This window comes from Kitasatospora sp. NPDC058162 (assembly GCF_042884005.1).
Taxonomy (GTDB): Bacteria; Actinomycetota; Actinomycetes; order Streptomycetales; family Streptomycetaceae; genus Kitasatospora.
Window position 1 is genome coordinate 1 of record NZ_JBHVUS010000037.1, and the last position, 24,832, is coordinate 24,832.

Below are 24,832 nucleotides of genomic sequence, written 5' to 3' on the forward strand. Positions count from 1 at the left end.
GCGGGTATCCCGGCGGCAAGCCGCCGGGCAGCGAATGCCTTCGCTTCGCTCCGGCAAAATTCCCGCGCAAGCGCGGGAATTGAATTCCGCAAGCGGAATTCTAAACCGTCGGAAAACCCGCTGCGCGGGATTTCCGAGATTCCCGCAAGCGGGAATCCGATCAGCTGACTGGGAGGGGGTGCATCACGCGCGGCACTGTGTAGGCCCAGGAATCCTGGGCTATCTCAGGAAGTTCACTCCCTGTAACCTCATCGTCGGTCAAGGCCGGCACCCCTGTCGAGCCCGGTGGCTCCGCTTCGCTCCGCCACCCTGAACGCCCGTCACGGCTCACCTCCAGAACCGTCGACACGAGAGGAGTGTACCACCCGGAGCGCGGGTTCATGCTCGAATCTTGCCGTACTTCACCCTGAGGAGCGAAACCTTCGACAAGCCTGCTGCATCACCGTGATGCACTGTGTAGAGTCAGTGTTGCAGGCGCACCCCCAGTGTTCGGCTCTCTTGTGCGGGTTGTGCGATCAAGAAAATCCCCTCCAACATTCCATGGAAGGATTGGGGACATGCCCATCGACTTGCGTGACCACCAGATCGAGGCGGTCGACGCGATCATTCGCGCGCTGGACATCCCGCCGGGCGGATCGATTCCCTGGAACGGCCTGAGGACCCAGATTCACGCGGCCTGCGGGACCGGGAAGACGTACATCTGCGCAGAGGCCGCGCGCAGGATGGTGCCGCGCGGCCGGGTGCTGGTGCTGGTGCCGACGCTGGCCCTGCTGGAGCAGACGATCAAGTCGTGGCGGGAGGTCGGACACACGGGGCCGGCGGTCGCGGTGTGCTCCATGGAGGACAACGTCGAGCTGTTCTCCATGGACGTGCGGTGTACCACCAACCCGATCCGCCTGGCGATGTGGCACAGCTCCGGGCCGGTGACCATGTTCGCCACCTATGGCTCGCTCGGGGTGCTGGTCGACGCCTTCGAGGGTGCCTACGGGCAGATCCTGAAGCCGCTGGACCTGGTCGTGGTCGATGAGGCGCACCGCACCAGCGGGTCGCTGGGGAAGAAGTGGGCCAGGGTCCACGATCAGGAGTGCATCCCGGCGGCCCGGCGTTTGTACGCGACGGCGACGCCGCGGATCTGGCAGGAGCGGCCGGCGCCGACCTGGGACCTGCGGGAGGGCGAGCGGTACGAGCGGCTGCCGGAGGAGATGGCCGCGTCCATGGACGACGAAGCGATCTTCGGTTCCGTCGCGTGGAAGCTCCCCCTGTCCGAGGCGGTGAAGCGCGGCCTGCTCGCCCGGTACCAGATCATCGTGGTCGAGCTCACCGACCCCGTCGTCACCCCCGAGAAACTGATGAGCCCCGAGCGGCGCCAGGAGGAGATCCGCGGGCAGCGACTCGGCGCGCTCCAGGCCGCCATGCTGCGGACGATGGCAGAGCACAGGCTGCGGACGATGATCACGTTCCACCACCGGACGGTCGAGGCGCAGGCGTTCTCGGAGGGTCTGGCGAAGGTGGCGCAGCGGCTGCACGAGAGCGATCCGGAGATGTACCCGGAGCGGATCTGGGCGGGCTGGCTGAAGGGGGAGCACGCCGGCGAGCGGCGGTCGAGAACCATTGGAGAGTTCGGGCGCAGCGCGTTGTGGGCGGTGCTGTGTAACTGCCGGGTGCTGGGCGAGGGCGTGGACATCCGGGCCGTCGACAGCGTCGCCCTGCTGGACCCGAAGGGAGCGCCGCACGACATCGTCCAGGCGATCGGACGAGCCCTCAGGCAGAAGCCGAACGAGGGGAAACTGGCGTCGCTGATCGTGCCGGTATTCCTCAAGGAAGGCGAGGCGCCTCAGGACATGTTCACCTCGGGGAGTTACCGGCCTTTGGTGAATGTGCTTCAGGCTTTGCGGGCTCACGATGAGGAGGCCGTGGAATTGCTGGCGATTCCTCAGGTCGAGCAGAAGAACGAGGTTGAGCCGTCCACGGATATCGGTCCGGAGCCGCAGGAAGGCGAGAAGGAAAGCCGGATGCTGCTCCGTTTTTCGGCTCCGCGTGATCCGGTGATGGTCGCTCAGTGGGTTTCGTTCAACGTGATCGACACCGAGCGTCAGGACTGGGCCCGGGGATGGTCGGCCGCCGAAAAGTACTACAAGCGGGAGCGGCACCTGCGGGTGCCGTTCGACCACCGGGAGGCGACCCGGGCCGGGCTGGACCCGCACCAGATGTACCCGCTGGGGCACTGGGTGAGTGAGCAGCGCAAGGCGTACGCGGCCGGGGAGATGGAGGGCAAGCGGGTCGAGCGGCTGGAGTCGCTCGGCATGGTGTGGGATCCGCTGGACGCGGCGTGGGAGGAGAACCTCGCCGCCGCCCGGGAGTACTACAAGGACCACCACACCCTCGCGGCGCCGCGCACGGCGACCTCGCTGGACAAGCCCGTGGGGCAGTGGCTGTCCAACCAGCGCCGGCCCGGGGTACTGGCCGAGCGTCCCGACCGGATCGAGGCGCTCGCTGAGATCGACCCGGACTGGAACCCGGACTGGCCCCTGGACTGGCAGCGCCACTACGCCGCCGTGCGCGAGTGCGTCCAGGGCGGGGCGCAGCTGACGGACCTGCTGCCGGGAGTGACGCTCCACGGGCTCGACGTCGGCAGGTGGTTGGAGCGCCAGTGTCAGCACATCGTGTGGCAGGGCCTCATGGACGGGCAGCAAGGGCGCCTGGCCGGGCTCGGCGTCGAGCCGTTGGCGGCCCCCGCCGAGGAGGTCGCGCCGAAGAAGAAGGCCGGCGGGAAGGTGAGCGCGTTCGACCGCGGGCTCACCGCTCTCGCCCAGTACCGGGAGCGCACGGGGACGGTGATCGTGCCGCGCGGCCATGTCGAAGAGATCAGGGAGGGCGAGGGCGTGGTGGAGGTGAAGCTCGGGGTGTGGATCTCCAACACCAAGAGCCGCCGGGCCAAGCTCACCGGCGAGCAGCTCGACCGGCTAGCCGCACTCAGTCTCGACTGGCGCTGACCCGGCTGGGTCCGGTGCCCGCCGAGAAGCGCTCCAGGCCGTCTCCGACCGCCTGTGCCAGTCGCGTTGGAGGAACGCGGCGGGCGAGCGGTGCGGAGGCGGCCTGGCGGCCATTCTGGGGCCGCCGCGCCCCAGCCCGCCCCACCGCGAGCGGCCGGCACCAGCCGGACGCGAGAGAAGAAGAGGCCCGCCGCAGGCGCAGCAGACCCTCAACGCCACCGCCCCACCCAACCAGCCAACCACCACTCACAAAGCCAGGGACAGGAAGGGGAAGGAGAGACATCTCAGGAAGCTATGGAGTCAAGCAGCGGCCGTGATTGATGACGTGACGGAGGAGGTGAAGGCGTGGTTCTCGTCGAACAGCTGGCGGTTCTGAAGGCAGTGGAAGAGCTGGCCGAGCAGTCGGTTCAGGAGGTTACGTTGGGCGCCGGCGTGCCAGTCTCCGTGCTCGCGTCGGCGGCGGTAGTGGGCATCGGCGCCGGGCGAGGCGGTGAGGGCGGAGAAGGCCCAGAGGAATCCGGCGTGCATGAGCCGGTTGTTCTTGACCATGCGTCGGCCGACGTAGCTCTTCTTGCCGGAGGCCCGGGTGATGGGTGCGGAGCCGGCGTAGGCCTTGAGGCCGCGGGCGTCGGCGAAGCGGCTGCGGTCGTCGCCGATCTCCGCCAGGACACGAGCGCCGAGCTGGACTCCGAGGCCGGGGAAGCTGAGGTATATCTCGGCGTCCGGGTGCTCACGGAAGGCGGCCTCGACCGCCTTGGCGAGGTCGTCACCGGCCTGGCAGGCCGCGTCGAACTGCTTGAGCAGGGCAGCGAGCTGGTGGCCGAAGGCGTCCTCGACCGCGTCGGGGTGGCGGGCGTACTCGGCCCGGAAGATGCAGCGGAGCCGTTCGGCCTCGGCGTCGATCCCACGGGAGCGGCCGGCGCGCTTGAGTGCTGCCCGCAGTTGGGGCAGGGTGAGCTTCGCCGCCCTGGCCGGGGTCGGCGCGGCGGCAAGCACTGCGCGGGCGTCCGGCCGGGCCAGCCCGCCGGCCTTGCTCTGGAAGGCTTCCAGGGCGGCCGGGTAGTACTCGCGCAGGAGCGAGCGGATCTGGTTGCCGAGCTGCTGCCGGTTCCAGACGGCATCCTGTTGGGCGCGGGCCAGCACGGTGACGGCCCGGCCCTGGTCGGAGTCGGCCGGAAGCGGGCGGTGCACGGGCATGTCGGTGCGCAGGATGTTCGCCAGGACCAGGGCGTCGCCGGGGTCGGACTTCTTGCGGGAGACACTGTGCCGGTCGCGGTAGCGGGCGGCGGCGAGCGGGTTGACCGCGAAGACCTTCCGGCGGCCAGTGCGCAGGGCGGCGACCAGCAGGCCGTGGCTGGTCTCGATCGCCACGGGGATGGGTTCGTCGGGGCCGTCGCCGTACTCGGCGAGCAGGTCCAGCAGCAGCTGGTAGCCGGCCGCGTCGTCGGTGATCCGGCGCTTGGCCAGCAGTTCGCCGGAGTCGTCCACCAAGGCGACGTCATGGTGCGATTCGGCCCAGTCGATGCCGCAGAAGATCTTCAACCTGTTCCCCCAACTCTTGCTGTTTCCGCAGGTCGCGAGCACATGCGGGTCACGCGGCGCCCTAATCCCAGGACTCTTGGGTCCGCCATCTCAGTAGCCGTTCATGACACCAGCGCGTCCCAGGGGCCCCCGTCTGCACGAGAGCTCGGCGGCTCGCGGATATCAAGAAGGGGTCAGCCCTGGAACGGGCTCGCACCACGCCCAGGAAACACGATCACCGGTGGGTTTCGCAGCGGCCCGAGGACGCCGGACCGCGCCGCTCTCTCCAACAGACCTCGCAGGTCGGGGTTGTCGTAGGCATCAGCCCGGCGCCCACGCGACCACTACGAAACCCACCACCGTGACTGCGCCGCTCTTTCTTGAGGCCTCGCAGGGGCCAGGTATGGAACAGGCGTCCGTCACGCACAGACAGTCCGGGAAGCCTTCGTTGGAAGCTCCCGGAGCCACCTTCACTACGGATTAGGGTTGTCGGGGTGGTGAGTTCCACCTTGACGGCCACTCACCACGACACCTGACCTGCGTGTTTGCCCGGAATCCAGGCGCAGCGGTCGGGAGGGTCGGGCGCCGGTTGGTGCGCCGGTTCTCACCACCGGTTGGCGCACCGGTTAGTGCACCCGTTGTCGGATCGTGACCGCAGGGACCGGTCTTGGTGAGAAAAGTGGTGTGAACCGCGGGCTTCCCTACGGGTGCTCGCCGCCACCGGGGTGGCGGGCACCTGATCGTGAGGAGCCCGTGATGGCTATGCCGCCCGAGATCGACCACCAGGTCGTGGCCGCGCTGTACCAGTTCCGGATGGCCACCGCCGAGCAGTTACGCGTCCTGCACACCCCCGGCAGCAAACCGGAGCTGATGCGTCGGCGCCTTCGCCGGCTGAAGGACGAGGGCCTGGTCGAGGACGTCGTGCTGCCGCAGGCCGGGAAGCTGCGGGCCTGGTACCTGACCGAGCACGGCACCCGGATCGCCGCGACCTTCCCCGAGCTGGAGGGCGTCACCTCCCCGCCGCTGCCCGAGGACAAGTCCGCGGCGCGGCTGCGGCTCGGGCACGTCCTGGCCGTCGTACGCACCCAGGTCGCCTTCGTGGCCGGCGCCCGCGCGGCCGGGGACGAGTGCGCGCCGCTGGACTTCCTGCCCGAGGTCTACCACCGCTACGGCGAAGGGCGGGACGGCGCGGTCATCCCGGACGGCCTGCTGCACTACGCGACCGGCGGGGCTGGCCGCGCGCTGTACCGGGCGTTCGTCGAGGTCGACCGCGGCACCATGGCCGGCGAGAAGCTCGCCGCCAAGCTGATCGGCTACGCCCGCTTCCACGACCACCACCCGATCCCGGCCCACCTGCGGCGCACCGCCGGCGCCCTGAGTGTCCTGCCCGCCTGGCAGCAGCACTACGTGGTCTTCCCGCGGCTGCTGTTCGTCCTCGCGGACACCGGCGAGCAGGCCGCCCGGCAGCGCATCCGCGACCTCCAGGGCGTCGCCGATGCCCACCCGCTGGTCGCCCGGATGCTGATGAGCGTGAAGGCTGGCGCGGCCCGCCTGGCTGATCTGGAGCAGCACGGCATCAACGGCCCGGTGTGGCACGCGCTCGCCGACCACACACGGGCCCGGTGCGGGGCCTGGGAGTTGTAGGAACGGCCTCCTCACGAGCCTGGTCTTCCCTCCCATGCCGTGTGGAGGGCAAGACCAGTGCGCAGGATCAGTTGCTCCGCTTGACCTGTTCTTCCAAGCAGAGGACGCAGTCGTCGGTGTAGAGGGTGGCGTTCGGAACGATCACCAAGGGCTTCCCGCAGAGCGAGCGGTCGCCTCGGGTGGATCGAGAGTCCAACTGGTGTCGGTACCTGGGCTGTTCGTCCATGACGATGCCGTACGTGTTGCTCATGGCGCGACTGTACCGGGAGAGCCGAGCCTGGTCTTGGGATCCCCTACGTCCCCGCCACCTACATCTCGGTCAGCGCGGATCCGGCGCGGGAGCGCTCCGCAGCGAACCACTGGGCAACATCGTCGAGCGGGCCCAGCAGCGGCTTATGCGCGAAGGCCGTGTTGTAGGCGCTCCGGCCGGCGGGCGACGTGTGGTTGGGCTCTTCGGGCGGCAGCTGGTCAGCATGGTGCCAGATGATTGAGAGGGGCTGGAGAGTAATCGGGACTGTGATCGGGGCGGAAAGCCCGCCAACGGCGCGGAGTGTCAGTGGCAGAGCGTGGGTGGTGCGGTTGCGCAGCCACTGCAGGCCGCGGATCACGGTTCCTTCCGGCTGCTGACGGGCTGCCCTGTAGGCAAGGTCGGCCTTCACCAGCTGCTCGTCCAGGGCCCTGGCCCAGTAGGCGGTCTCCATCGTCGGCACCGTGACGGTGTAAAGGTTCGTGGTCTCCTCGATCGTGCGGGTGAGACGGACCCGGGCCTGGTTGAAGCCATCAAAGGCGATACCCACCAAGCCGGTGGCAGCAGCAGTCATGGGCTCACCGTAGAGGGATGCCCAGTACCGGGACGATCGGGTTCTGTCCGACTCCCTCCCCGGCATCAAGGTGTCCGGGCAGGCGGCATCAAGGTGTACGAAGCCGGCCACCAAGGTCCGCGCGACGCATCAAGGTTTCCCGGGCCGGTCACCAAGGTGTCCAGCCCGTCATCAAGGTGATGGCTGCCAACGTTGGTAGGGGCCGTTACGTGATCGTTGCCGCAGAGAGGGTGGATCGCCAAGGTATCCGCCAAGGTTCGCGGGGTTCCCTTCGGCGACCGCGCGGAGCACCGGCTCCGCGCCCAGCCGAAGGGGCAACCCCGCGATGACGAAGAACGACGGCGCCAGGCCGAAGAGCAGGGCGAGGACTGGGGCGGAGCCGGACAGCGAGACGCGGGAGGTGGAGATCACCTGGGCCGTGCTCGCCTCCCTGTTCCAGTTCCGGATCGCCACCGCCGAGCAGCTGCGGCGGCTGACCGCCCCGGACGCGGGCATCGAGAAGATGCGGGCCCGGCTGCGGCGGCTGCGCGAGGAGGGCCTGGCCGAGGAACTGGTGCTGCCCCAGTCCGGGCGGGCCAGGGGCTGGTACCTGACCGAGCACGGAGCGCGGGTCGCCGGCGCTTTCCCCGAACTGGCGGACATCCCCGCCCCGCGCCTGCCCGGCGACAAGAGCGCCTTCAAGTACACCCTGTGGCACCAGCTCGCCGTCCTACGGACCCACCTGGTGTTCCTCGCCGACGCCCGCCGCCGGGACGACGCCTACGGGCCGTTCGACTTCATCCCGGAGATCACCCACCGCTTCGCCGAAGGCCGCGAGGGCACGGTACGCCCGGACGGCCTGCTCTACTACAGCCGCACCAGCGCGGACGACGCCCGGGTCACCAACCTGGCGTTCGTCGAGGTCGACCGCGGCACCATGGGCGGGCCCCGGCTGGCCGCCAAACTGAACGCCTACGCCCGCTACTGGGCCACCGCGCCGCTGCCGGCCGGAGTGCGGCCCGGCACCATGGAAGCCGAGGGCGGTGGCGTGCCGCTGTGGGAACGCCGCTACGTGCGCTTCCCGAGGTTGCTGTTCGTCCTCACCGGCACCGGGCAGGCCGGCTTCGCCCACCGCGCCGACGACCTGGAACTCATCGCCCGCACCCGCTACGTCGCCAGGATGCTGCGCACCGTCCCGGCCCTGGTCGCCAAGCTGGAGGACCTGGAGGACGAAGGCCCCAGCGCCGACGTCTGGTGGTCGATCGCCGACCTCGAGGCCGGGCCGGGCCCTTGGTGGGGCTGACCGAGACCGAGTCCTGACCGACACCTTGATGCCCGTCCCGGAAGGGGCGGGCATCAAGGTACTCGTCCCGCTCCCACCGATGTTCTGACCTGCCGCGTTATTGATCCGTGACCAAGTCGCCAAGGTATCGGTGCCTAGTCCGGGGCGGGCATCAAGGTATCGGCGGGGCGCGGCGGGGCGCGGCCGAGCACGGTTCCGGTCGCACGTACGATTCCGTGCCGTGGGCAAAGAGAAGAAGACCTTCGAGTTCCCCTTCAACCTGACGGGCGCGCAGTTCAAGCTGGCTGCCGTACAGGCCGAGCGGCGCGCGTTCCTGGCCGCGTTGCCGACCTGGGGCGGTGACCTGGAGGCCGCCCGGCAGGGGCTGAGCGAGGAGCAGCTGGCCGAGTCCGCCCGTCTGGAGGAGGCCGAGCGGCAGGCGGCTCACGCGGTGTGGGCCGACCACTACTGGGCAAGGCTGCCCGTCGAGGACCGTGTGGCCGCACGCAGCCAGCTCCAGCACATCGACGAGGAGACGGCCGCGGCAGCAGCCGCGTAGCGAAGCCCGCGCCGCTCGACGGCCGGAGGCTGTCCACCGCGGGCGGAGTTTGCCGAACCCACCCCGGCCCGACTCGGTCACGCGCTGATGGTCACCGCCGGGTCCAGGTCGGGCACGCGGGCTCGTGCCAGGTCGTGCGGATGACGACCCCGCCCGGGGTGAGGTGTTCGCTGGACCAGGTCCGGCAGCACCCGCCGCCGGGCCGGGCCGGAGCCGGCGGCCTGGCGGCGCGGACCGGAGCAGCGGGGACGGGGACGGTGCGCGCGGCCGGACGGCGCCGTCGACGAGGGCGCCTGGTCTGAGGTGTCGTCATGCCGCAGGCTCTGCCCACCCAGCCGTCCCGCCGAACCTGACCGCCACCCGAACGGACCAGTGGCGGCCATTCTCACCGGCCGCTGAGCTGCGCGAACTCCCGAAACTCACCGGCGGTCGGCTGCCCGGGGCGGGAGAACTCACCACCGCCCCGGGGCGAACTCACCGGTCCGCCAGCGAAACTCCCCGGTGCAGGCCACAGTGGCCTGGCCGGGTGCGACACGGAGTGCAACACGCCCCCCTTCCGGTCCGGATCGCCTGGTGTTTTCGCAGGTCAGCGGTGCAACGCGGTGGCCTGGCAGGCCGGTGCGTTGCGGTCGTGTTGCACCTCGTGTTGCAGCTGACGGACGCCGGTCTGTCAGGATCGGCGCCACCAGGAGCCGGTGTTCTTCGCGCTGGCAGCCTCGGCCGCTGCGGTTTCGGCGTCGGCTGCGGCCCGCTGCGCCCGCTTCCGGTCGGCTTCCTCCTGCTGGCAGGACGAGCAGACCAGCTCGCCCCAGCGCGCCCGGTCCCACTCGGCGTCGGTGAGCTTGGCCTCGCAGCGGGTGCAGACCGGACGGCTCGCCTCCCGCTCGGCCTGCTCGCGGGCCCGGCGGGCGGCAGCCGCGGCCCGGCGCTCGACGGCCAGGAGCCGGTCGCCGTCCGGGTTGTCCAGCGCGCCGGTCAGGGTGTGCCAGCCGTCCCTGCCGAAGCGCCGCCACACCGCGGCGTCGGCGCCGTGGGCGTCGAGCATGTGCAGCGTGGTGGCGACCACCGGCAGCGCCAGGTGGTAGTTGCCGGCCGTCACCCCGGCGAAGGGGTACGGGCGCGGGCTCCAGTAGGCGGCGGAGCCGTCCTCCACCGCGTCGAGGCGGCGCAGCAGCCGCTGGTGGTCGCGTTCGGCCTTTGCAGCCTGCTGCTCAGGGGTGAGCGGGCGGGTGCCGGGGCGGTCGCGTTTGCGGCCGGGGACGAGGACCAGGGCGACGGGCGGGTAGCCCTCGTGGCCGGTGGGCGGGTAGACGGTGCGCCAGTGCCGGTGGTCGTGGACGGCGGCCCCCTGGTGCCGGGCTGCCTTCGCCCGGATCTTGTCGGCGCCCTTGGCGAGGCGCTCGCACCAGGCGGTGTAGGTGGAGAGCTTCTCGACGAGCTGGCCGACCGTCTCGTTGTCTCGGTCGACCTCGACCAGGAGCACCGGCACGTCGGCGCCGGGGTCGCGCAGGACGAGGTCGGCGTAGCGGGCGGTGCGGCCGGGTACGGGGTGGCGGAGCTCGGTGGTGAGGGTGAGCGGCGAGCCGTGGCCGGCACGGGTGAGGTGTCCGGCGGTGGCGGCGACGTCCAGGGCGTGCTCGTCGTAGCCGGCGCTCGGCGCCTGCTCGCGGACGGCGGACAGCTTCGTGCCGGGCGGCAGCAGGCGGGCGGCTTCCTTGTGGCCGACCTTGGTCAGGCACCAGAGCTTGCGGCCGCGGGCCCAGCCGTCCGGGCGTGCCTTGCCCGCGTCCTGCAGGTCGAGCAGCGCGTCGCGGGTCGCCTTGTCGGAGGCCTGGCCGGGCAGGGCCAGATGCCAGAGCTCACGGCCGGTGGCGCGCTGGAACAGGACGAGCGCCACCATGACGTTCCTCCGGGCTGGACCCGACGCACGCTTCCTGGTCCCCCGGCTTCCAGGAGCAGCGGTAGAAGGGTTGTCGCCATGGCGGCGGCCCCTTGTCCGGGGCCGCTGGCCTGCGGAAATGGGACCGACCGCGGGCGGGGCGGTGGAGGTGCGGGCGGAGGTGGCGGTGGAGGCGGCACCGGGGCCGTTGCCCCGGCCGGGCGAGGCCTCGCCCGGGTGCGCCGGAAGACGGTCGGCGCTCTGGTCGCCGTCGCCGGGGCTGTGGTCGGGGTCGGGCGCCGGGCGGGTGGTGGCGGTCATCAAGGTGGTCTTCCGTCAGCAGGAGGCCGGTGCGGGCGCGATGGCCGCCCGGCACCCGGGCGGGGTGCCCGGACGCGGCCGACCTTGCACGCCGCCCCCTTGTCCGCGGTCTGACGCCACCCCTTGTCCCGCCCCTTGACCAGCCCCCTTGTCCTGTCCTGTTTGCCCTGGTCAAGGGCCTTGTCCTCCCGGTTTGTCCGTGACCGGGATCACGATCCGTCCCGCACGGTCGTAACCGGCCGAGGGCCGTACGGGTTCACCCGGCATGACAATCCCTCATCCCGCGCCGGTGGCCCACGACGAGTCGGAAACCGCCGCGCTCGTCCACGGCGCGGTCATCATCAGCACCGTGGAGACCGCCTGGCAGGAGATCCGGCGACGACACCCGGACGTGCCGGAGCTCGCGGTCACCACCGCGAGCGGCAACGGTGCGGACCCGACCCGCTGCGCGACGCTGCGCACCGGACGCGAGTTCACCCGCGACGGCGTGCTGACCATGGAGCTCCGGTTCTGCGCCGGCACCCTGCGCCACGGCGGCCAGGCCAACCTGCAGGCGCTGCTGCACCATGCGGCGCACGGCCTGGCCAGGCGGCGCGGTGTGAAGGAGGTGAGCAGCGGCTACCGGTGGCACAACAAGCACTTCGCGCGGATCGCCCGCGAGCTCGGGCTCACCCCGCCGCGGCGTGCGACCCCGGTCGTGGGGATGACCGACTGCCGCCTCGATGACGCCGAGGCCACCCGGTGGAGCGAGGTGATCGCCGTCCTGGACGCGGCTGCCGGCGTCCGGCTGGAGGCCGCCGTGCAGTCCACCGCCACCCCTCGCAGCCCGCGCTCCGGCAACCGGTTCGCCGTCGTGTGTGCGGAGTGCTCGCCGCCCCGCCGTCTTCAGATCACGCCTTTCTCCTTCGAGCAGGGGCCGCTGCTGTGCGGGGTGTGCCTCACCAAGTTCCGCCCGGCACCGCCCGCCGCGTGAGTGGCGGGCCACCCGTTCTCGAGGCCCTGGTCGAGTGCCAGGCGCAGCGTAAGTGAGGGCGTCGGCGGGGTTGGCGGACAGCAGCGGCACACCGTCGGTGGCGTCGTCGACCGGGCGGCCACCGAGGAGGGCGGTCCAGCTGCCGAGGTCGTCGTAGACCTCGGTCCAGCCGACCGGGGCCGCGCCGCTCAAGGGCTTGGATGCCGGGCTTGCCGGGCCAGGTGAGGTGGACCAGCTGGCCGCCGTCCCGGCCGACGCTGCCCGGATCTAGGATCTGGTCCAGCGCGGCCCTGCCGCCCCGGTCTGGCACCCGCTCGGCGGTCGGGGCGGGCGTGCGTGCGGGTGGACGGAGCCGTAGGCGGCGAGCCGGAGCCACAGGGTGGCCTGCTGTCGGCCGTCCCGGCCGCTCCCCGGGTTCACGGGGCCACGGGGTCTCACGGCTGTAGCGGCTGGCCGGGTTGGATCCAGGTCAGGTCCAGCGCGATTGCCTTGAGGTCTTCGGGCGCGGCAACCACGATCGTCTGGTCGCCGATTTCGAGCACGGCCGCCCAGAAGCCGTCCCGGGTGGCCGTACGGACGCCGTGCTCCTGGCCGTCGAGGCGCAGCACCGCTTCCCCGGTCGTGGCGGGGGCCGGGTTCAGGCGTGCCGCGGCTGATGCGAGGGGGCCGGACTCGTTCTCGATCCTGAAGTTGGAGATCGTGTTGTTGAGGACGTCTTCCAGGCGTGTGCGCGGCTTGACCCTGAAGTGCTCCGGTGCCGGCCGGGTGGTGCGCACGCGGACGCGGTAGGTGCGCTGGTGGGCGTAGTCCAGGTCGATGTCGGTCAGGTAGCCGTCGATTCCCTCGCGGCCGAGCAGGACCGTCCACCCGGATTCGGGGCTCGCCAGCGCTGCGACAGGGCGGGCGAACTCCCGCTGCGTCTCCTCGTGGGTGGGGATGGCGCGCCTGGGCTGGTCGGCTCCCGGCGGGATGCGGAACACGGTGCTGTCCTTCCTGGCGGGTGGGGCTTCTCCTGGCAGCCTGCCAGGAGAAGCCCCGCGCCGATGGCGGTTTGCCGGATCAGAAGATGGCGTAGTGGACGATCACCGAGTTCGGTGCCGGGTAGCAGACCGACCCGTCGTCGAGTGTGGCGTAGCTGGTGTTCTCGACCCAGGCCAGGCCGTTGCTGGGCGACAGGCCGGGGACGTGCTTGTCGCCCTTCCAGCTCTGGCGCTCCAACAGGCCGCCCGGGCCGAAGGGGATGTGGCTGACGCCGCCGGAGTCGGACAGGCCGACCTCCCAGTAGTAGAAAATCGCCCGCTGGTTGGGGTTGAGGGTGAACCCGGTGGAGATGTCGACGCTGAGGTTGCCCACCGCGTTGCCGGACAGCCAGACGGTGCCGCACTGCGGGTTGTAGTAGTCGCTGTAGTCGTCCGCGACGTCGTGGCCTGGCTTGGCGGCCGGCTTGATGCCCCATCGCGCGGCGGCGAGCTGCTGCGCGGCGGCGTCCTCCGTCTCGGTGGCGTTCTTCTTGACGGAGTACTCGAAGCCCTGGGGGCTGGTCTTGATGGTGTGGCCGTTGGCCTCGGCTGCCGCCTTGTCGTAGCCCTTGAAGAGCATCCCGACCTCGATGCGGTCGGCAGAAGGCTGCGGCGTGGCGGTGTCGGCCGCCGCCACCGGTGCGGTTGCGGCCAGGGCCGACGCGGCGAGCGCCGTTGCGGCCGCCGCTGTCGCGAGCTTGCGAAGCATGATGTGGTCCCTCCCCCGGCGGCCCCAGCGGCCGCCTACGAACATCCATCCACGCTTCGCGCGCCTGCGCCGTTCGCATCACGACCACTGTCCGGAACTGTTCGCAAGCCGTCCGACGCCGGGTGCATAACAAGATCGTATGGCTGACGCCCGGACGGTTCGCTGCCCGCCGACCCGTACCGCGATGGGGACCGGAACGCTCGGCAGGAGGCCGCTACAGGTTCTGCAGGTATGCGGTGTGGACGGTGAAGGCGGCCTGCTCGGGGGTGTCGTGCAAGGTCGCCTCCTGGGTGATCGGGTCGCCTATGAAGTAGTTCTCGCACACCGCCACCCACCGGTCTCCGATGCCGGGCAGGCCGCGCTCGACCCAGCCGACCTGATGGCCCTCGCCCGTCACGAGGTAGACGTCAGGGTTGACCGTCCAGCCGGCCAGCGCCCACCAGTCGCCGAACAGCTTCGGGTCGAGAACGATGCGCGCGTCGCTCGGGGGCAGGCGCCGGTGCATCGGATCGGCCGGGACCGGGACCTCGACCTCGACGGGCGGGCGCTGCGATGCGGACGGCACTGGGGCGGGCCGGTGCTCGCCCTGCTGGGCGAGGCGCTGGCCGACGAGCTCGCGCAGCCGCTCGCCGCCGGGCGGGGTTCCACCCCGGGGAGGAACAGGCCCTGCGGCGGCGGGCAGCGCAGAGGGCACCGTTTCCCCCCGGGGAGGAACGGGCGCCAGCAGGGCCTGCGGCCGGTCCCTGGCAGGGTCCGAAGGCGGCGGAGTTTCGCCCCGGGGCGCGGCGGGCGCGGACCGATCCTCGAAGACGGGAACGCCGGTCGCCACGGCAGGTGCGGTCGCAGCCGCCGGCACCGGATCCTGGGCGTCGCCGAGCGGGCCCCTCGTTTCACCCCGGGGCGAAACGAGGGGCTCCGAGGCGGGCCCTTCCGGGGCGGCGGCCTGGGCGGGGTGGGCAGCGAGCATCCGCTCGGCGACCTCGCGGTGACGCACGACCAGGCCGTCGACGGCACGGATGAGATCGTCCAGGGCCTGGCAGGCAAGGACGCCGTCGCCCTCGCGCTCCGCGCGCTCCAGCTGGAGAAGGAAACGCGCGTCGTGCTGGCGCAGCGCCTCGCCGAACTCCAGCAGCTCTGCCCCCTCGCCGTCGCCGACGGGCAGCGGGGTTTCGCCCCGGGGGTTTTCGGTGGCCGCGGCGAGCGCCTGCGCGCGCTTCTCCTTCTCCCGCATGCGGTCGCCCTTCGACGAACACGCCTTCGAGCAGTACTTCCGCGGGCGGCCCGTACCGCTCGGCTCCATCTCCTTGCCGCACACCGTGCAGGTCGGCGCGCCGAACAGCATCGGCTCGGCCACGACCTTTTGCCCCGGGGAGAAACTCATGATCGGGATGCTATCCCTGCGGTGAGCTGGGGTTTTACCCCGGGGTGAAACGCCGCGCCCTCGACGGGCAGCGTTGGCCCATCGCAGCAGTGCAGCGCCGGTTGCGCAGCGCTGCACACCCGCTCTTGCGCATGTGCAACGGCCCGCACACCGTGGTGCGCATGCGCGTCCCCGGAGCCCGACCCGTGCGCCGCCGACCCCGCCAGGGCGGGCGGCCGGGGTCTGCGGCACCCGGGCCTGCAACTCCGGTCGCACCGCTTCCCACCTGCGGTGGGGAGTTTCCGTCGCACCCGCTGCACGGCAAACTCACCGCCCTCGCGTGGCTGGCTGCACCACGGATCGCGACGTCGCAGTCCGGGCGGGCCGCTGCGCAGCCGGCGGTTGCACGGGGCCGTCGCAGCAGCAGCGTGCAGCAAGGGCCGCCTTGCTACACGGAGAGCAGCAAGGCCACCCTTGCTGCACCCGTGACCGGGCGGACGCTGCGGGGGTTGCACCGGTATGACGCCCTCTCCGCTGTCCTGGCTGCCGATCCCCTCCTCGCTCGACTCCGAGCCCGCGCCCGAGGAGGAGCTGACCGAGGAGGAGCGCGCCGGACTGCAGCTGGCCGCGGCGGCCGGGGAGAGGGCGGCGGCCTGGGTTCGCGAGCTGGCCCGCCGGCAGCCGGTCGAGGTGCACGGGCGGGTGCTGGAGCTGACCGCCGAGGCGATCGAGCAGACCTGCACCCGCGAGATCATCCCCGGCAACGACGACGACCTCGCCGCGGAGCTGCGCTACCGCCTGGACGGCGGCGTGCTGCTCGGCGCGACCAACCTGGAGACGCTCCCGGAGCTCACCCGCGGGGAGCGGATCGCGCTGGCCGCCGTGGCCGCGCTGGCCCTGGCCATGCCGGGCACCGCGGTGACCTGGTACGAGCGCGAGCTGCCCCACCTCTCCCAGGTGATGGACGACGCGATCGCCGCCGGCCGCGCCGCCGAACCACGCCGGTGAATCGCAGCAGCGCCAGCCAGTGGCCGGGCCGGGCCCGCCGGGCGCTCGGGCCCGGCGCGGACCGGGTGCTGGCCGACACCGTCCGCACGCCCCGCACCCCGCCGCCGTGGTCACCGGCCGCCGTCGACGGCGCGCTGCGCACCGTGCTGGAGGAGTTCGAGCAGCGGGCTGAACCGTGGCGGGACGCTTTCGACGGGCTGGACGAGGACGTCCTCGCCGAGGCCGCCGCCGAGGCACGCTCCTTCGGGGCCGACCCGGGTGGCGCCGTCGACAAGCTGGTACACGGGCTGGTCGGGCAGCTCGACCACTGGCAGCATGCGATCGGCGAGCTCGGCCGTACGCTCACCGCGGCCGCGCAGGACCGGCAACTGCCCGAGTGGGCCGCCAACGCCGGCCGTACCGAGGACGTCCGCTGGCGCCAAGCCCGCCAGGCGCTGCTGGAGGCCGTCGCCCGTCACCACCACGGCATCCTGACCTCCCGGACGCTGGCTAACCGGCCGTGGTGATCACCGACCCCCGAAGCACGGAAGAATAGGACAGGTGACCAGCAATCAGCCCCTCCCCCGCGGCCTCACCACCCTGATCCCGCAGTCCCGGGCCACCACCCCCAGCGAGCGGGCAGCCGCCCAGCTCCTCCACCTGCGCGAGGCCACCGTCCCGGTGCCGATCCTCGCCGCAGCCGCCGAACTGATAGCCCCGCAGCTCGACGATCCGGACCCGGCCACCCGCGACGCCGCCGGCGCCGTCCACGCCCGCCTGCTCGCCGCCATCGACGACGCCGCACCCGGCCGGTAGCCGGACGACGGGCCCGGATGTCCCAGCGTTGTCCCAGCCCGAACGCAGAACACCGCTAGCAGGGGAAACGGCCTGGGACCGTCCTAGCGAAACGGTCGAAACCGGACAGGCTGAAAGGGCTGGGACAGCCTCTGTCCCAGCCTCTCGACCGGCACCACCCCGTCGCCGTTCGACCGCATTGTCCTCTGACAGGTGATCTTGACCGATTGCCAGACGGTCTTGAACACCCGCGGCACGGCTCGGTCCCGGAAAACCGGCTATCCGTCCGCAGTCGACCGGGTGCGTCGAATTCGGAGTCGCCGCCACCACCGTCCGCCGGGGCGGGGGAGGGACACATCAGGTGGCCCAGGCATGCAGACGAAGGGCCGTCCATTGGTCCACTTGATCACTGCCGTGCCGGTGCGGCCAGCACTGGTCCAGTCCAATTCGAGGTGCCAGAAGACCTGATCGGAGGAGTAGGGGGTGACGGCGAAAAGTTCGGGATCACCCTTGGCGACCATGAACGGGAAGTCCGGCGCTTCGGGCCGTAGCGGCACCAAGGCGGGAGTGCTGCCGGACAGATCAACGACGAAGCCGCGCTCTTCAATGACAGACAACACGCTCATCGTGACACGCGCAGGCCGAGGCGGCTTACGCGCATCGATGACGGGCCGCATCCTGTTGAGGACAACCGCTTGCGTCGTGAGCCCCTCGACCAGAACCTTCACTCCGCCGCCAGGGAGCCAAGCAGCGCGCGCGTCTTCGCCGACGTAGGAGTAGCCGGTGGTAGTGGACCTGAAGCCCTCGACAGAGACCGCGAGGACCTCGGCGGCCTGCTGCCGGACACTGTCGGTCCCGACGTAGATATCGCCGACGACGCCTGCCTGGATCACCGGGCCCTGTATATCGGCCCTCTCGATCCTGTTCACCGCTCCAGAACCCGGCGGCTGCTCCGCGTCCTGTCCGGGCACGTCCGGCTCCTCCCGTGCGTACAACGGCTTCGCCTGCGCCAGCTTCGCACGACGTCAGCCCTCTGAGAAGACCAGCAGTCTCCCGGAGCCGGTGAGTGCAGATGTGGACGTCGAGGTGTCCTCTCGGGTCGGGGTCTCAGCCGCGTACGCCGGAAGCAGCCCACCGGTTAGGAACGAGCGACAGAGACCTGACACTGGTCAAGATCTCTTGACAAACGGTCAAGATCACCTGTCAGAGGACACCGGACGACGGGCCCGGATGTCCCAGCGTTGTCCCAGCCCGAACGCAGAACACCGCTAGCAAGGGAAACGGCCTGGGGCCGTCCTAGCGAAACGGTCGAAACCGGACAGGCTGAAAGGGCTGGGACAGCCTCTGTCCCAGCCTCTCGACCAGCACCGTCCCATCGCCGTTCGACCGCATCACCCGGATCCGCCCTACAAGCCGATCGGGCGCAGCACGCTGACCCGGGTTGCCCGCGTGGGAGTCGGTGCGCGAGATCGCGGCCGTCGTCTTCCAGGTACCGCAGGCCAGTGGGGCGCAGCTGGCGTCGGTGCGGCGGGCGGTGCGCACGCTCCCCGTTCCAGGAGCCAGCGGCGCCCGTGCCGCAGTCCACCGGCCGGTCCCCGGCGCCCGCTGGCCGCTCGGCCCCGGCGGCCGGCTGTTCTGCGCGCCGGACACCCAGGCACCGACATCTAGGTCCCCGGCCCGCAGCGCCGCCAGCCCGTGAGCGTTCGGCTGTCATGATCACCAGTCTGTCAGTCAGCCGACCGGCCGCGGTCGGCGCGGCTACCTCCGCGAATACGCGACCCAATCGTCAGGCGCTGGCTGACGGGGTGAGTCGGGCCCGGCGTTCGGCCGCCGACTGCTTGGTCATGCCGAGGATGCCGCCGACCTCGGTCCACGAAGCGCCCGCCGCGCGGGCCGCGTCGATCAGCCGCGCCTCGCCGGCGTCCGCTTCGGCCCGCACACCGGCGGCCAGACTCAGGGCCGCCAGCGCCTCCGCCTTGCCGATCCCGGCGTCGCCGACCGCCTGGGCGAAGAGATGGCCGGCGGGCGTCGGCTGCGCCCCCTGGTCCCACGCCCGGCGGTCGCCCCCGGCCGCGTACCGGGCGGTGAGCAGTTCCAGCGGGGTGAGTGCCAGCGCGTCCGCCGTCGCGTCAGGCTCTGCCTGACGGACCGGCCCCGGGACCGTCGTGTCGGCGGCCGGCTCCAGCAGCCAGGTCACGCCGCGTCGGCGCAGGAGTTCGGCCAGGGCGGCGTCCTCGTCCTCGAAGGTGTCGCCCCACGGGTCGCGGCGGGCGGTGTGGGCGAGCAGCCGCTCGACCATCGCCCGTTCCCGGGCCGTTGCGCTTTCCCACGGGTCGGTCACGTCGTCCAGGTGCTCACGGGCCGCAGACTCCAGGTCGCCCCACACCCGGTCGGTGAGCCGCTCCATGCGTTCCTCGGTGGCCGTGGCCACGACCCTCAGCGCCCCCAGGAGCATGGGGCGCCGCTCGTGGTCGCGGTCGAACCTGATGCCGGTGAGGTCGGGCAGGTCGCGGGCGATGCTGCGGCTCACCCTGGTCACCGACGGCCCGTCAGTCCAGTAGACCCGCCACTTCCCGCGGCCTTCCGAGCGCACGCCCATGGTGGCCTGGCAGTTGTAGGTCTTCGCCAGCCCCCGCACGTGGTTGCGCAGCTGGGTGCCCGTGTCGCCCGCCATCTGGTCCGCCCTCCGCTCGCTCGTCAGGCGTTGCCTGACGCACCGCGGACTACTCTCCCACCTGCGCGGGCTGGTGCGCCGGAGTTGAGAACGAGTCGGTGCTCGATGTGGACGGCGGCGAAGGAGGTCGCCGGCTTCGCCGGGGCAGCAGCGGCCTCTGTGCGCAGCCGGCCGGGACCGCGGGGGCAAGGGGGGTGCCCGGGGTCCCGGCCGGGGGAGGCTTCGGCCGCGCGTGGGCGTGGCCGTTCTGCTCGGCAGCCCCGGTGTTGGGGACGGTGGGGTTGCCGTGCCGGGAATGGTAGACCCGTGTGTCGGTGGTGAACAGGGCTGTGACCTGCGAGTTTTCGGCCGCGAACATGCCAGGCCGAGGCCGGGTGCATGGCCGCGGGCAGGTCGGGGCCGTGTCAGATGGCTGGCTGTGCTTCGGGGTCGCGGGTGCACAGGTGGGCGGTGGGGCAGGCCGGGCAGCCGCGGACGTCGACCAGGTCGGCGACGGCGTCGAAGAGCTCCTGGGCGCGTTCGACGGACCCGACGCCCTCGAAGCCGGCGTACTCCTCCGGGGTGCCGGTGGTGCCCTCGGCCAGGTGGGAGCGCAGGTAGCCGAGCGCGGCGAACTCCTCCGTACCGAGGGTCTGCGGGTCGCCGGGGATGCACGTCTTGGGGACCAGGTCGCTCGCGAGGTCGCCGCCGAACAGCCACGGGTCGCCGGGCCGGGCAGGCTTGCCGATGACCACCCGAAGCACGCAGTCCTCCTCGCCGTCCGGTTCGACGAGCAGCATGCCGATTGCGTGCAGCTCGTGCACCGAGGTCCGCACGTCCTGCCCGCCGCTCTGGCCGCCGAGCATGCCGGCGAGCTCGGCGACCGGCAGCCGCCCGACCGTGCCGTCCGGACGGCGCAGCCGCAGGACGCCCTGGTCGACGGCGAGGTCGAGCCACAGCGCCTGGACAGGGATCTTCGGCCCGTAGGTGGGCTGGAGGCGGACCAGGCGGCGGGTCATGTCGACGGTCTCGGGGCTGAGGCGCGGATCGGTGGCGGCCTTCGTGGCGGCGTCGGGCGCGAGGGTCATCCACTGGTCGTAACCGGGCGGCTGGAGCTGCTGCAGGGTGTACGCGGCGGCGGCCCGCTCCCGGCGCGGCTTGCCCGGCTTCTTGCGTCCCACTGTTGGTGCCCTCCCAGCTCAGCGTGCAGTGCTCGAACGTACGATCCTGCCGGCCCGTGGCTGTCAGAGCGTCAGGCACTGCCTGACGGTTCTCCAGCCGCGAGCACGCCAGGCGCGACTTCCGGCGGATCTCCTGATGAGGGCGTGGGTCAGAACCAGTGCGGTCGGTAGGCCCGGCCGCGCTGCGTCGGGCAGGAGTCACCGGGTTTGAGGGGGAGGTCGCCGGCGGCGTGCGCGGCCTCGATCTCGGGGTCGTCAAGGAGGGTACCGGTGAAGTGCCACTTCGGGGAGTGCTGGTCGGGCTCCCAGCCGTCCGTGATCTTGTAGACGCGCCGGACGGTGCCGTCCACGGCGATGACGGCGTAGCGGGCCTTGCGGCGGACTTCCTCGCCGACTGGCCAGGCCCCGCGGTCCATGTCGTACTGGCCGTCGCCATCGACTTCGCCGTAGCCGTCGCGGTGGACGCGGTTGCGCCGGGAGATGACCACGGCGACCCGCTCGCCGCGGGCGAGGTGGCCCCAGCGCTTGGAGGCGGCCTGCCAGCTGAATCCCCAGGCCTCACCGAGGTCTTCGAAGCCCGCTCCCTGCTTGAGCGCGGCGACGGCCGCGCGGGCGGCCGCGGCCTGGCAGGCCTCGTCGATCTTTTTGAGGACGGCCAGGAGGCGGAGCTCGCCGTCAGGTTCCCCGGTCGCCGACGGGTTCTGCATGCCAGCCCAGTCCCGGGCCAGTTGCTCGACCGCGCGGATCAGCTCCGCCTGCTCGGCGGTGGTCGGTTCGGCCCCCGGCTCATCATCCATGGGACAACTGTAGGCGTTATTTGACGGCCGTCACATCGCGAATCAATACTAGATTTGTCCCATTGACCCAATGGGCTTCCTACACCGAGTGCGAGGCGGAAAACCCAGTGCACAAGGAGCGGGACGCCGACACGGCGGACCTGTCCGGCGCCGAGCATGGCGACGTACTGAACAGCGTCATCCTTCCGGCCTGGACCCGAAACGCCGTGCCGCAGGACCAGCCGGTGGTACTGCTCGTGGCGGGGCAGCCCGGCAGCGGCAAGACCACCCTCGGAGACCTGCTGCACGCCGTCCTCGATCTGCGGGGCGGGGCGGTGCGCGTCGGCGCCGACCTGTACAAGGCCGCGCACCGGCGCTACCCCGGGTTGCTGGCCGAGGACGTGCGCACCGCGGGTGCGGGTGTGCGGGCGGACACGCGCCGCTGGCAGGCCGCCGTGGAGGAGCGGGTGCGCGAGCACCGGTTCGATGCGCTGGTGGAGACCGCGTTCGCCGACGCCGACGAGGCCCGGACGCAGGCCTCGGCCTATCGGACGGCCGGGTACCGGGTCGAGGTGGTGGCATTGGCGTGCTCTCCGGCGTGGAGTCAGCTCGGTGTCCTCAGCCGGTACGTCGAGCAGACCGTCGCGACGGGTGCGGGCCGGTACGTGTCCTGGGAGAACCACGACGGGTGCGCGGCCTTACTCGTCGACACCTTGCGGGTGGTCGAGGAGGAGATGCTGGCCGACCGCGTCACCGTGGTGCGGCGCGGCCTGGTGCCGCTGTACGGCAACGAGCTCGTCGACGGTGCCTGGACGAGGACGCCGGGTGCGGCGCGGGCGGTGGAGGCGGAGCGGGCCCGGTGGTGGGGTGCGGCGGAGAGCGCGGACTTTCAGCGGGAGCTGTCCCGGGCCGAGCGGGCGCTGGTGCGCGCCGAGGACCGGGTTCCGGCCGACCGTGTGCTGGCGGTAGCCCGGGACGCGCGCCGTGCCGCCGCGCTGTCCGAGCCGGTGCGCCGGATCGCGCAGGCCCTGCGCCGACCGCCGGGCGTCGACTTCCACCGGCTGTCCCCGGCCGAGCACCGCGAGATCTTCGACCTCGACATCGTGCCCGCGTTCCTGAGCCGCACCGTCGCCCAGGAGCACCCGGTGGCGGTGTTCGTGGTGGGCCAGCCGGGTGCGGGCAAGAGCGGGGCCGCCCGCATGGTGAAGCGCGCGATGCGCCCGGGCACGGTCCGCCTCGTCGGTGACAATCTCAAGATGTTGCACCCCGACTACCCCGACCTGCTGCGCGGCGACGCGCGCGAGGCGGGGGCGGCGATCCGCGCGGACTACAAGGCCTGGTTCTCGATGGCGCAGGCGTACGTGCGCGAGCGGCGCGGCGACGTGGTCGTCGAGACCGCGCCGGGCAGCGTCCGGGATGTCCTGGCCGAGGCCGGGGCCTTCCACCGGGCCGGGTACCGCGTCCAGGTGCTGGCCCTGGCAGTGCGTGCCGCCGACAGCCGCCAGGGCACCGCCCACCGCTACGCGGACGCCCAGCGCGACGGTCTTCCGGCGCGGTTCACGACGGCGGCAGGGCACGACCGGTGCTTCGAGGCGGTGGCCGCCGTGGTCGAGGGGGCCGCGCTCTCCAGCGTGGTGGACGAGCTGGTGGTGATGGGCCGGGACGGGCGGGCGCTGTGGCGCCGGGGCTTCTCCGACGGCGCGCCGGGGTGGGCGCTGGCCGCTGAGCGGACCCGCCCCTACGCCGAGGCGGAGGCGCTGCGCTTCCTCGCGGTCCAGGCGGATGTGCGCCGGGCACTGCCGCAGCACCGCAGGGAACTGGAGGAGATCTCGGCGCTGGCCCGCCCGCTCCTGCCGCCTCGGCTGCGGCCCCGTCCTCTGGAGGTGCCGCCCGCCGGGCCGGTGCCCGCCGTGCCGGTCGCCTGACCGGCGGTCAGTTCCCGGCGGTCAGTTCCCGAAGGGCCGCCGTGTAGTGGGCGGCCAGACGGGCGGCTTCATCGGCGCCCACGCCGTCCTCCAGGCTCTGGAGATCGGCCATGGCCTGCTGCCTGGCGTCGAGCAGGACGTCCAGGTCCGCCGTGCCGGCGCCTTCCCGGACCGCGCAGCGAAGGTCACGGATGCCCGAGCTGTACCAGGCCACCACCGCGCGAACGGCCCGCTCGGCCTGCTCGGCCTGCTGCCACCGGTCTGCCTGCTCCTGCGGGCCGACGGCGCCGGCCGTGCCGGAGTACTCGGTGCGGCCTTCCTCGGGACGAGGGTCGTGCACGGGGACACCGCCTGGGTAGTGGACAGAGATTGCGTTTGCAAGTGTCACATGCGGCCTCAGCCGTACCCTCGTCGGCATGTCATCGCCGAAGCGCCACCATTTCGTCCCGCGCGCCTACCTCGCCCGGTTCGGCGACGGCACCCAGGTCCGGGTCCGGCGCCGCGGCGGCAGGGCCCCGTACCTCACCAACCCGATCAACGTCGCTGTCCAGAGCGGCTTCTACACGACCACCGATGTCGACGGCGTCACCTCGACGGCGGTCGAGGACGCGCTCGCCGGCCTCGACGGCGCCGGCGTCGAGGCGATGCGGGAGATCGCCCGCACCGACGAGCCGCCGGCCGCGGGCAGCCCCGGACGCGAGATGCTCTGCTGGTACCTCGCGGTCCAGATGGCCCGTACCCCCAGGGCCCGGGCGATCTCACTGTTCCCCGAGGCCGTCACGAAGTACGCGAAGGGCCGGACGCTGGACCGCGCCGTGGTGCAGGAGTACCTGCGCCGGGAACACCTCGGCTTCGATCCCGAAGCGTCCGAGATCGACGGCGCCTGGGCATACCTGCACGGCACGTTGGCCATGAACGGCGGCGAACCCGCAACGCAGACGGACGCGATACGCGCGGCCCTTGGCCCGATCGACCGCTACGTGCCGTACTTGCGGGCCCGGCACTGGCGGCTGGAGGTCTGCCGCAAGCCCTGCTTCCTGACCTCCGACGCCCCGCTCGTCCTGTGGAAGCGGCCGTCACCCCAGGACGCGTACCTCGGCTTCGGCCTGGCCGACGCCGAGGAGATCCGCTTCCCGCTCGACCCGTCCCGCCAACTGGTCCTCGTCCCCGGTACGGGAGCATCCGTCCAGGAGGTCAAGCTCGCCCGCGCCGCGCAGTGCAACGCCGACCTCGCCTCGGCGTGCGAGCAGGTCATCGTCGGGCACCCGCAGCGATCCGGCTGGCAGGACCGGGTCGAGCTCCGGCAGCGCGGCCCGGTCCTGCGGTTCAACCACGGCCCCGTCACCAGTACCGGTGGCGACGGCCGCGACGAGGAACGCAGCCTGATCCATCTCTGGACCACCCGGGGGTGAATCGCCAACCGGACATCAGCGCACCTGGCGGTCTTCACGACCC

General features: G+C 71.8%; 23 protein-coding genes. 11 read left to right on the forward strand and 12 right to left on the reverse strand.

Going from position 1 to position 24,832, the window contains the following annotated elements:
- Positions 1-557: 557 nt before the first annotated feature.
- Positions 558-2,993, forward strand: coding sequence for a Helicase associated domain protein (locus tag ACFVXG_RS38065; protein WP_387934525.1), 2,436 nt, complete (start codon positions 558-560; stop codon positions 2,991-2,993).
- A gap of 300 nt (positions 2,994-3,293) precedes the next feature.
- On the opposite strand, the gene ACFVXG_RS38070 is transcribed toward ACFVXG_RS38065, so the two are convergent.
- The gene (locus ACFVXG_RS38070; RefSeq protein ID WP_387934527.1) at positions 3,294-4,535 is read right to left on the reverse strand and encodes an IS110 family transposase; all 1,242 of its coding nucleotides are present in this window, start codon (positions 4,533-4,535) and stop codon (positions 3,294-3,296) included.
- 735 nt (positions 4,536-5,270) lie between these two features.
- Between ACFVXG_RS38070 and ACFVXG_RS38075 the strand changes: the two genes are divergently transcribed.
- Complete coding sequence (locus ACFVXG_RS38075) at positions 5,271-6,158, forward strand: replication-relaxation family protein (RefSeq protein ID WP_387934529.1); 888 nt, start codon at positions 5,271-5,273, stop codon at positions 6,156-6,158.
- 67 nt (positions 6,159-6,225) lie between these two features.
- On the opposite strand, the gene ACFVXG_RS38080 is transcribed toward ACFVXG_RS38075, so the two are convergent.
- Together ACFVXG_RS38080 and ACFVXG_RS38085 are read right to left on the reverse strand one after the other, a co-directional pair.
- Complete coding sequence (locus ACFVXG_RS38080) at positions 6,226-6,408, reverse strand: hypothetical protein (protein WP_380641287.1); 183 nt, start codon at positions 6,406-6,408, stop codon at positions 6,226-6,228.
- A gap of 58 nt (positions 6,409-6,466) precedes the next feature.
- Entirely contained in the window at positions 6,467-6,979 is a 513-nt protein-coding gene (locus ACFVXG_RS38085; protein ID WP_387934531.1) for a hypothetical protein, read from the reverse strand.
- Positions 6,980-7,304: 325 nt separating this feature from the next.
- On the opposite strand from ACFVXG_RS38085, the gene ACFVXG_RS38090 reads away from it, so the two are divergent.
- Together ACFVXG_RS38090 and ACFVXG_RS38095 are read left to right on the forward strand one after the other, a co-directional pair.
- The gene (locus ACFVXG_RS38090) at positions 7,305-8,261 is read left to right on the forward strand and encodes a replication-relaxation family protein (protein WP_380641283.1); all 957 of its coding nucleotides are present in this window, start codon (positions 7,305-7,307) and stop codon (positions 8,259-8,261) included.
- Positions 8,262-8,481: 220 nt separating this feature from the next.
- The gene (locus tag ACFVXG_RS38095; protein ID WP_380641281.1) at positions 8,482-8,799 is read left to right on the forward strand and encodes a hypothetical protein; all 318 of its coding nucleotides are present in this window, start codon (positions 8,482-8,484) and stop codon (positions 8,797-8,799) included.
- A gap of 670 nt (positions 8,800-9,469) precedes the next feature.
- Here ACFVXG_RS38095 and ACFVXG_RS38100 read toward each other — a convergent pair.
- A complete protein-coding gene (locus tag ACFVXG_RS38100) occupies positions 9,470-10,699 on the reverse strand; it encodes a hypothetical protein (RefSeq protein ID WP_387934533.1) in 1,230 nt (409 codons plus the stop codon).
- Positions 10,700-11,264: 565 nt separating this feature from the next.
- Here ACFVXG_RS38100 and ACFVXG_RS38105 point away from each other — a divergent pair.
- Positions 11,265-11,972 carry a hypothetical protein gene (locus ACFVXG_RS38105; protein WP_387934534.1) on the forward strand — a complete coding sequence of 236 codons (708 nt, stop codon included), beginning with the start codon at positions 11,265-11,267 and terminating at the stop codon, positions 11,970-11,972.
- Between the two features lie 434 nt (positions 11,973-12,406).
- Here ACFVXG_RS38105 and ACFVXG_RS38110 read toward each other — a convergent pair whose 3' ends face one another.
- The 3 genes from ACFVXG_RS38110 to ACFVXG_RS38120 all read right to left on the reverse strand — a co-directional run bounded on the left by ACFVXG_RS38110 (position 12,407) and on the right by ACFVXG_RS38120 (position 15,054).
- Positions 12,407-12,952 carry a hypothetical protein gene (locus ACFVXG_RS38110; RefSeq protein ID WP_387934535.1) on the reverse strand — a complete coding sequence of 182 codons (546 nt, stop codon included), beginning with the start codon at positions 12,950-12,952 and terminating at the stop codon, positions 12,407-12,409.
- Positions 12,953-13,031: 79 nt separating this feature from the next.
- The gene (locus tag ACFVXG_RS38115; RefSeq protein WP_387934537.1) at positions 13,032-13,700 is read right to left on the reverse strand and encodes a hypothetical protein; all 669 of its coding nucleotides are present in this window, start codon (positions 13,698-13,700) and stop codon (positions 13,032-13,034) included.
- A 214-nt stretch (positions 13,701-13,914) separates the two neighbouring features.
- Positions 13,915-15,054 carry a hypothetical protein gene (locus ACFVXG_RS38120; RefSeq protein WP_387934538.1) on the reverse strand — a complete coding sequence of 380 codons (1,140 nt, stop codon included), beginning with the start codon at positions 15,052-15,054 and terminating at the stop codon, positions 13,915-13,917.
- A 525-nt stretch (positions 15,055-15,579) separates the two neighbouring features.
- Between ACFVXG_RS38120 and ACFVXG_RS38125 the strand changes: the two genes are divergently transcribed.
- Genes ACFVXG_RS38125 through ACFVXG_RS38135 form a run of 3 tightly spaced genes read left to right on the forward strand, consistent with a single transcriptional unit; the run spans position 15,580 to position 16,863 of the window.
- On the forward strand, positions 15,580-16,068 hold the full coding sequence (locus ACFVXG_RS38125; RefSeq protein ID WP_380641269.1) for a hypothetical protein: 489 nt from the start codon (positions 15,580-15,582) through the stop codon (positions 16,066-16,068).
- Complete coding sequence (locus ACFVXG_RS38130; protein WP_387934540.1) at positions 16,065-16,574, forward strand: hypothetical protein; 510 nt, start codon at positions 16,065-16,067, stop codon at positions 16,572-16,574. The genes ACFVXG_RS38125 and ACFVXG_RS38130 overlap by 4 nt, the downstream gene beginning before the upstream one ends.
- Before the next feature lie 34 nt (positions 16,575-16,608).
- A complete protein-coding gene (locus tag ACFVXG_RS38135) occupies positions 16,609-16,863 on the forward strand; it encodes a hypothetical protein (protein WP_387934542.1) in 255 nt (84 codons plus the stop codon).
- A 257-nt stretch (positions 16,864-17,120) separates the two neighbouring features.
- On the opposite strand, the gene ACFVXG_RS38140 is transcribed toward ACFVXG_RS38135, so the two are convergent.
- Positions 17,121-17,813, reverse strand: a complete 693-nt coding sequence (locus ACFVXG_RS38140) for a hypothetical protein (protein WP_387934544.1) — start codon at positions 17,811-17,813, stop codon at positions 17,121-17,123.
- A gap of 470 nt (positions 17,814-18,283) precedes the next feature.
- Between ACFVXG_RS38140 and ACFVXG_RS38145 the strand changes: the two genes are divergently transcribed.
- On the forward strand, positions 18,284-18,541 hold the full coding sequence (locus ACFVXG_RS38145) for a hypothetical protein (RefSeq protein WP_387934546.1): 258 nt from the start codon (positions 18,284-18,286) through the stop codon (positions 18,539-18,541).
- Between the two features lie 87 nt (positions 18,542-18,628).
- Here ACFVXG_RS38145 and ACFVXG_RS38150 read toward each other — a convergent pair whose 3' ends face one another.
- The 3 genes from ACFVXG_RS38150 to ACFVXG_RS38160 form a co-directional block, all read right to left on the reverse strand.
- Positions 18,629-19,516 (reverse strand): hypothetical protein, encoded by an 888-nt coding sequence (locus ACFVXG_RS38150; RefSeq protein WP_387934548.1) that lies wholly within the window; start codon positions 19,514-19,516, stop codon positions 18,629-18,631.
- A 404-nt stretch (positions 19,517-19,920) separates the two neighbouring features.
- Positions 19,921-20,676, reverse strand: coding sequence for a hypothetical protein (locus ACFVXG_RS38155; RefSeq protein WP_387934550.1), 756 nt, complete (start codon positions 20,674-20,676; stop codon positions 19,921-19,923).
- A 149-nt stretch (positions 20,677-20,825) separates the two neighbouring features.
- On the reverse strand, positions 20,826-21,473 hold the full coding sequence (locus ACFVXG_RS38160; protein WP_387934551.1) for a hypothetical protein: 648 nt from the start codon (positions 21,471-21,473) through the stop codon (positions 20,826-20,828).
- A 107-nt stretch (positions 21,474-21,580) separates the two neighbouring features.
- Between ACFVXG_RS38160 and ACFVXG_RS38165 the strand changes: the two genes are divergently transcribed.
- Positions 21,581-23,377, forward strand: a complete 1,797-nt coding sequence (locus ACFVXG_RS38165) for a zeta toxin family protein (protein WP_387934553.1) — start codon at positions 21,581-21,583, stop codon at positions 23,375-23,377.
- Positions 23,378-23,384: 7 nt separating this feature from the next.
- Here ACFVXG_RS38165 and ACFVXG_RS38170 read toward each other — a convergent pair whose 3' ends face one another.
- The gene (locus tag ACFVXG_RS38170) at positions 23,385-23,717 is read right to left on the reverse strand and encodes a hypothetical protein (RefSeq protein WP_387934555.1); all 333 of its coding nucleotides are present in this window, start codon (positions 23,715-23,717) and stop codon (positions 23,385-23,387) included.
- 76 nt (positions 23,718-23,793) lie between these two features.
- Here ACFVXG_RS38170 and ACFVXG_RS38175 point away from each other — a divergent pair, with 76 nt between their 5' ends.
- The gene (locus ACFVXG_RS38175) at positions 23,794-24,789 is read left to right on the forward strand and encodes a DUF4238 domain-containing protein (protein WP_387934557.1); all 996 of its coding nucleotides are present in this window, start codon (positions 23,794-23,796) and stop codon (positions 24,787-24,789) included.
- Positions 24,790-24,832: the final 43 nt, after the last annotated feature.

Excerpts from the sequence above, each read along its gene's own strand:
- ACFVXG_RS38085 (WP_387934531.1), bottom strand. The coding sequence starts at position 6,979 with ATGACTGCTGCTGCCACCGGCTTGGTGGGTATCGCCTTTGATGGCTTC.
- ACFVXG_RS38150 (WP_387934548.1), bottom strand. The coding sequence starts at position 19,516 with ATGGCGGGCGACACGGGCACCCAGCTGCGCAACCACGTGCGGGGGCTG.
- ACFVXG_RS38075 (WP_387934529.1), top strand. The coding sequence starts at position 5,271 with ATGGCTATGCCGCCCGAGATCGACCACCAGGTCGTGGCCGCGCTGTAC.
- ACFVXG_RS38125 (WP_380641269.1), top strand. The coding sequence starts at position 15,580 with ATGACGCCCTCTCCGCTGTCCTGGCTGCCGATCCCCTCCTCGCTCGAC.
- ACFVXG_RS38105 (WP_387934534.1), top strand. The coding sequence starts at position 11,265 with ATGACAATCCCTCATCCCGCGCCGGTGGCCCACGACGAGTCGGAAACC.
- ACFVXG_RS38100 (WP_387934533.1), bottom strand. The coding sequence starts at position 10,699 with ATGGTGGCGCTCGTCCTGTTCCAGCGCGCCACCGGCCGTGAGCTCTGG.
- ACFVXG_RS38160 (WP_387934551.1), bottom strand. The coding sequence starts at position 21,473 with ATGGATGATGAGCCGGGGGCCGAACCGACCACCGCCGAGCAGGCGGAG.
- ACFVXG_RS38115 (WP_387934537.1), bottom strand. The coding sequence starts at position 13,700 with ATGCTTCGCAAGCTCGCGACAGCGGCGGCCGCAACGGCGCTCGCCGCG.
- ACFVXG_RS38090 (WP_380641283.1), top strand. The coding sequence starts at position 7,305 with ATGACGAAGAACGACGGCGCCAGGCCGAAGAGCAGGGCGAGGACTGGG.
- ACFVXG_RS38080 (WP_380641287.1), bottom strand. The coding sequence starts at position 6,408 with ATGAGCAACACGTACGGCATCGTCATGGACGAACAGCCCAGGTACCGA.
- ACFVXG_RS38175 (WP_387934557.1), top strand. The coding sequence starts at position 23,794 with ATGTCATCGCCGAAGCGCCACCATTTCGTCCCGCGCGCCTACCTCGCC.
- ACFVXG_RS38065 (WP_387934525.1), top strand. The coding sequence starts at position 558 with ATGCCCATCGACTTGCGTGACCACCAGATCGAGGCGGTCGACGCGATC.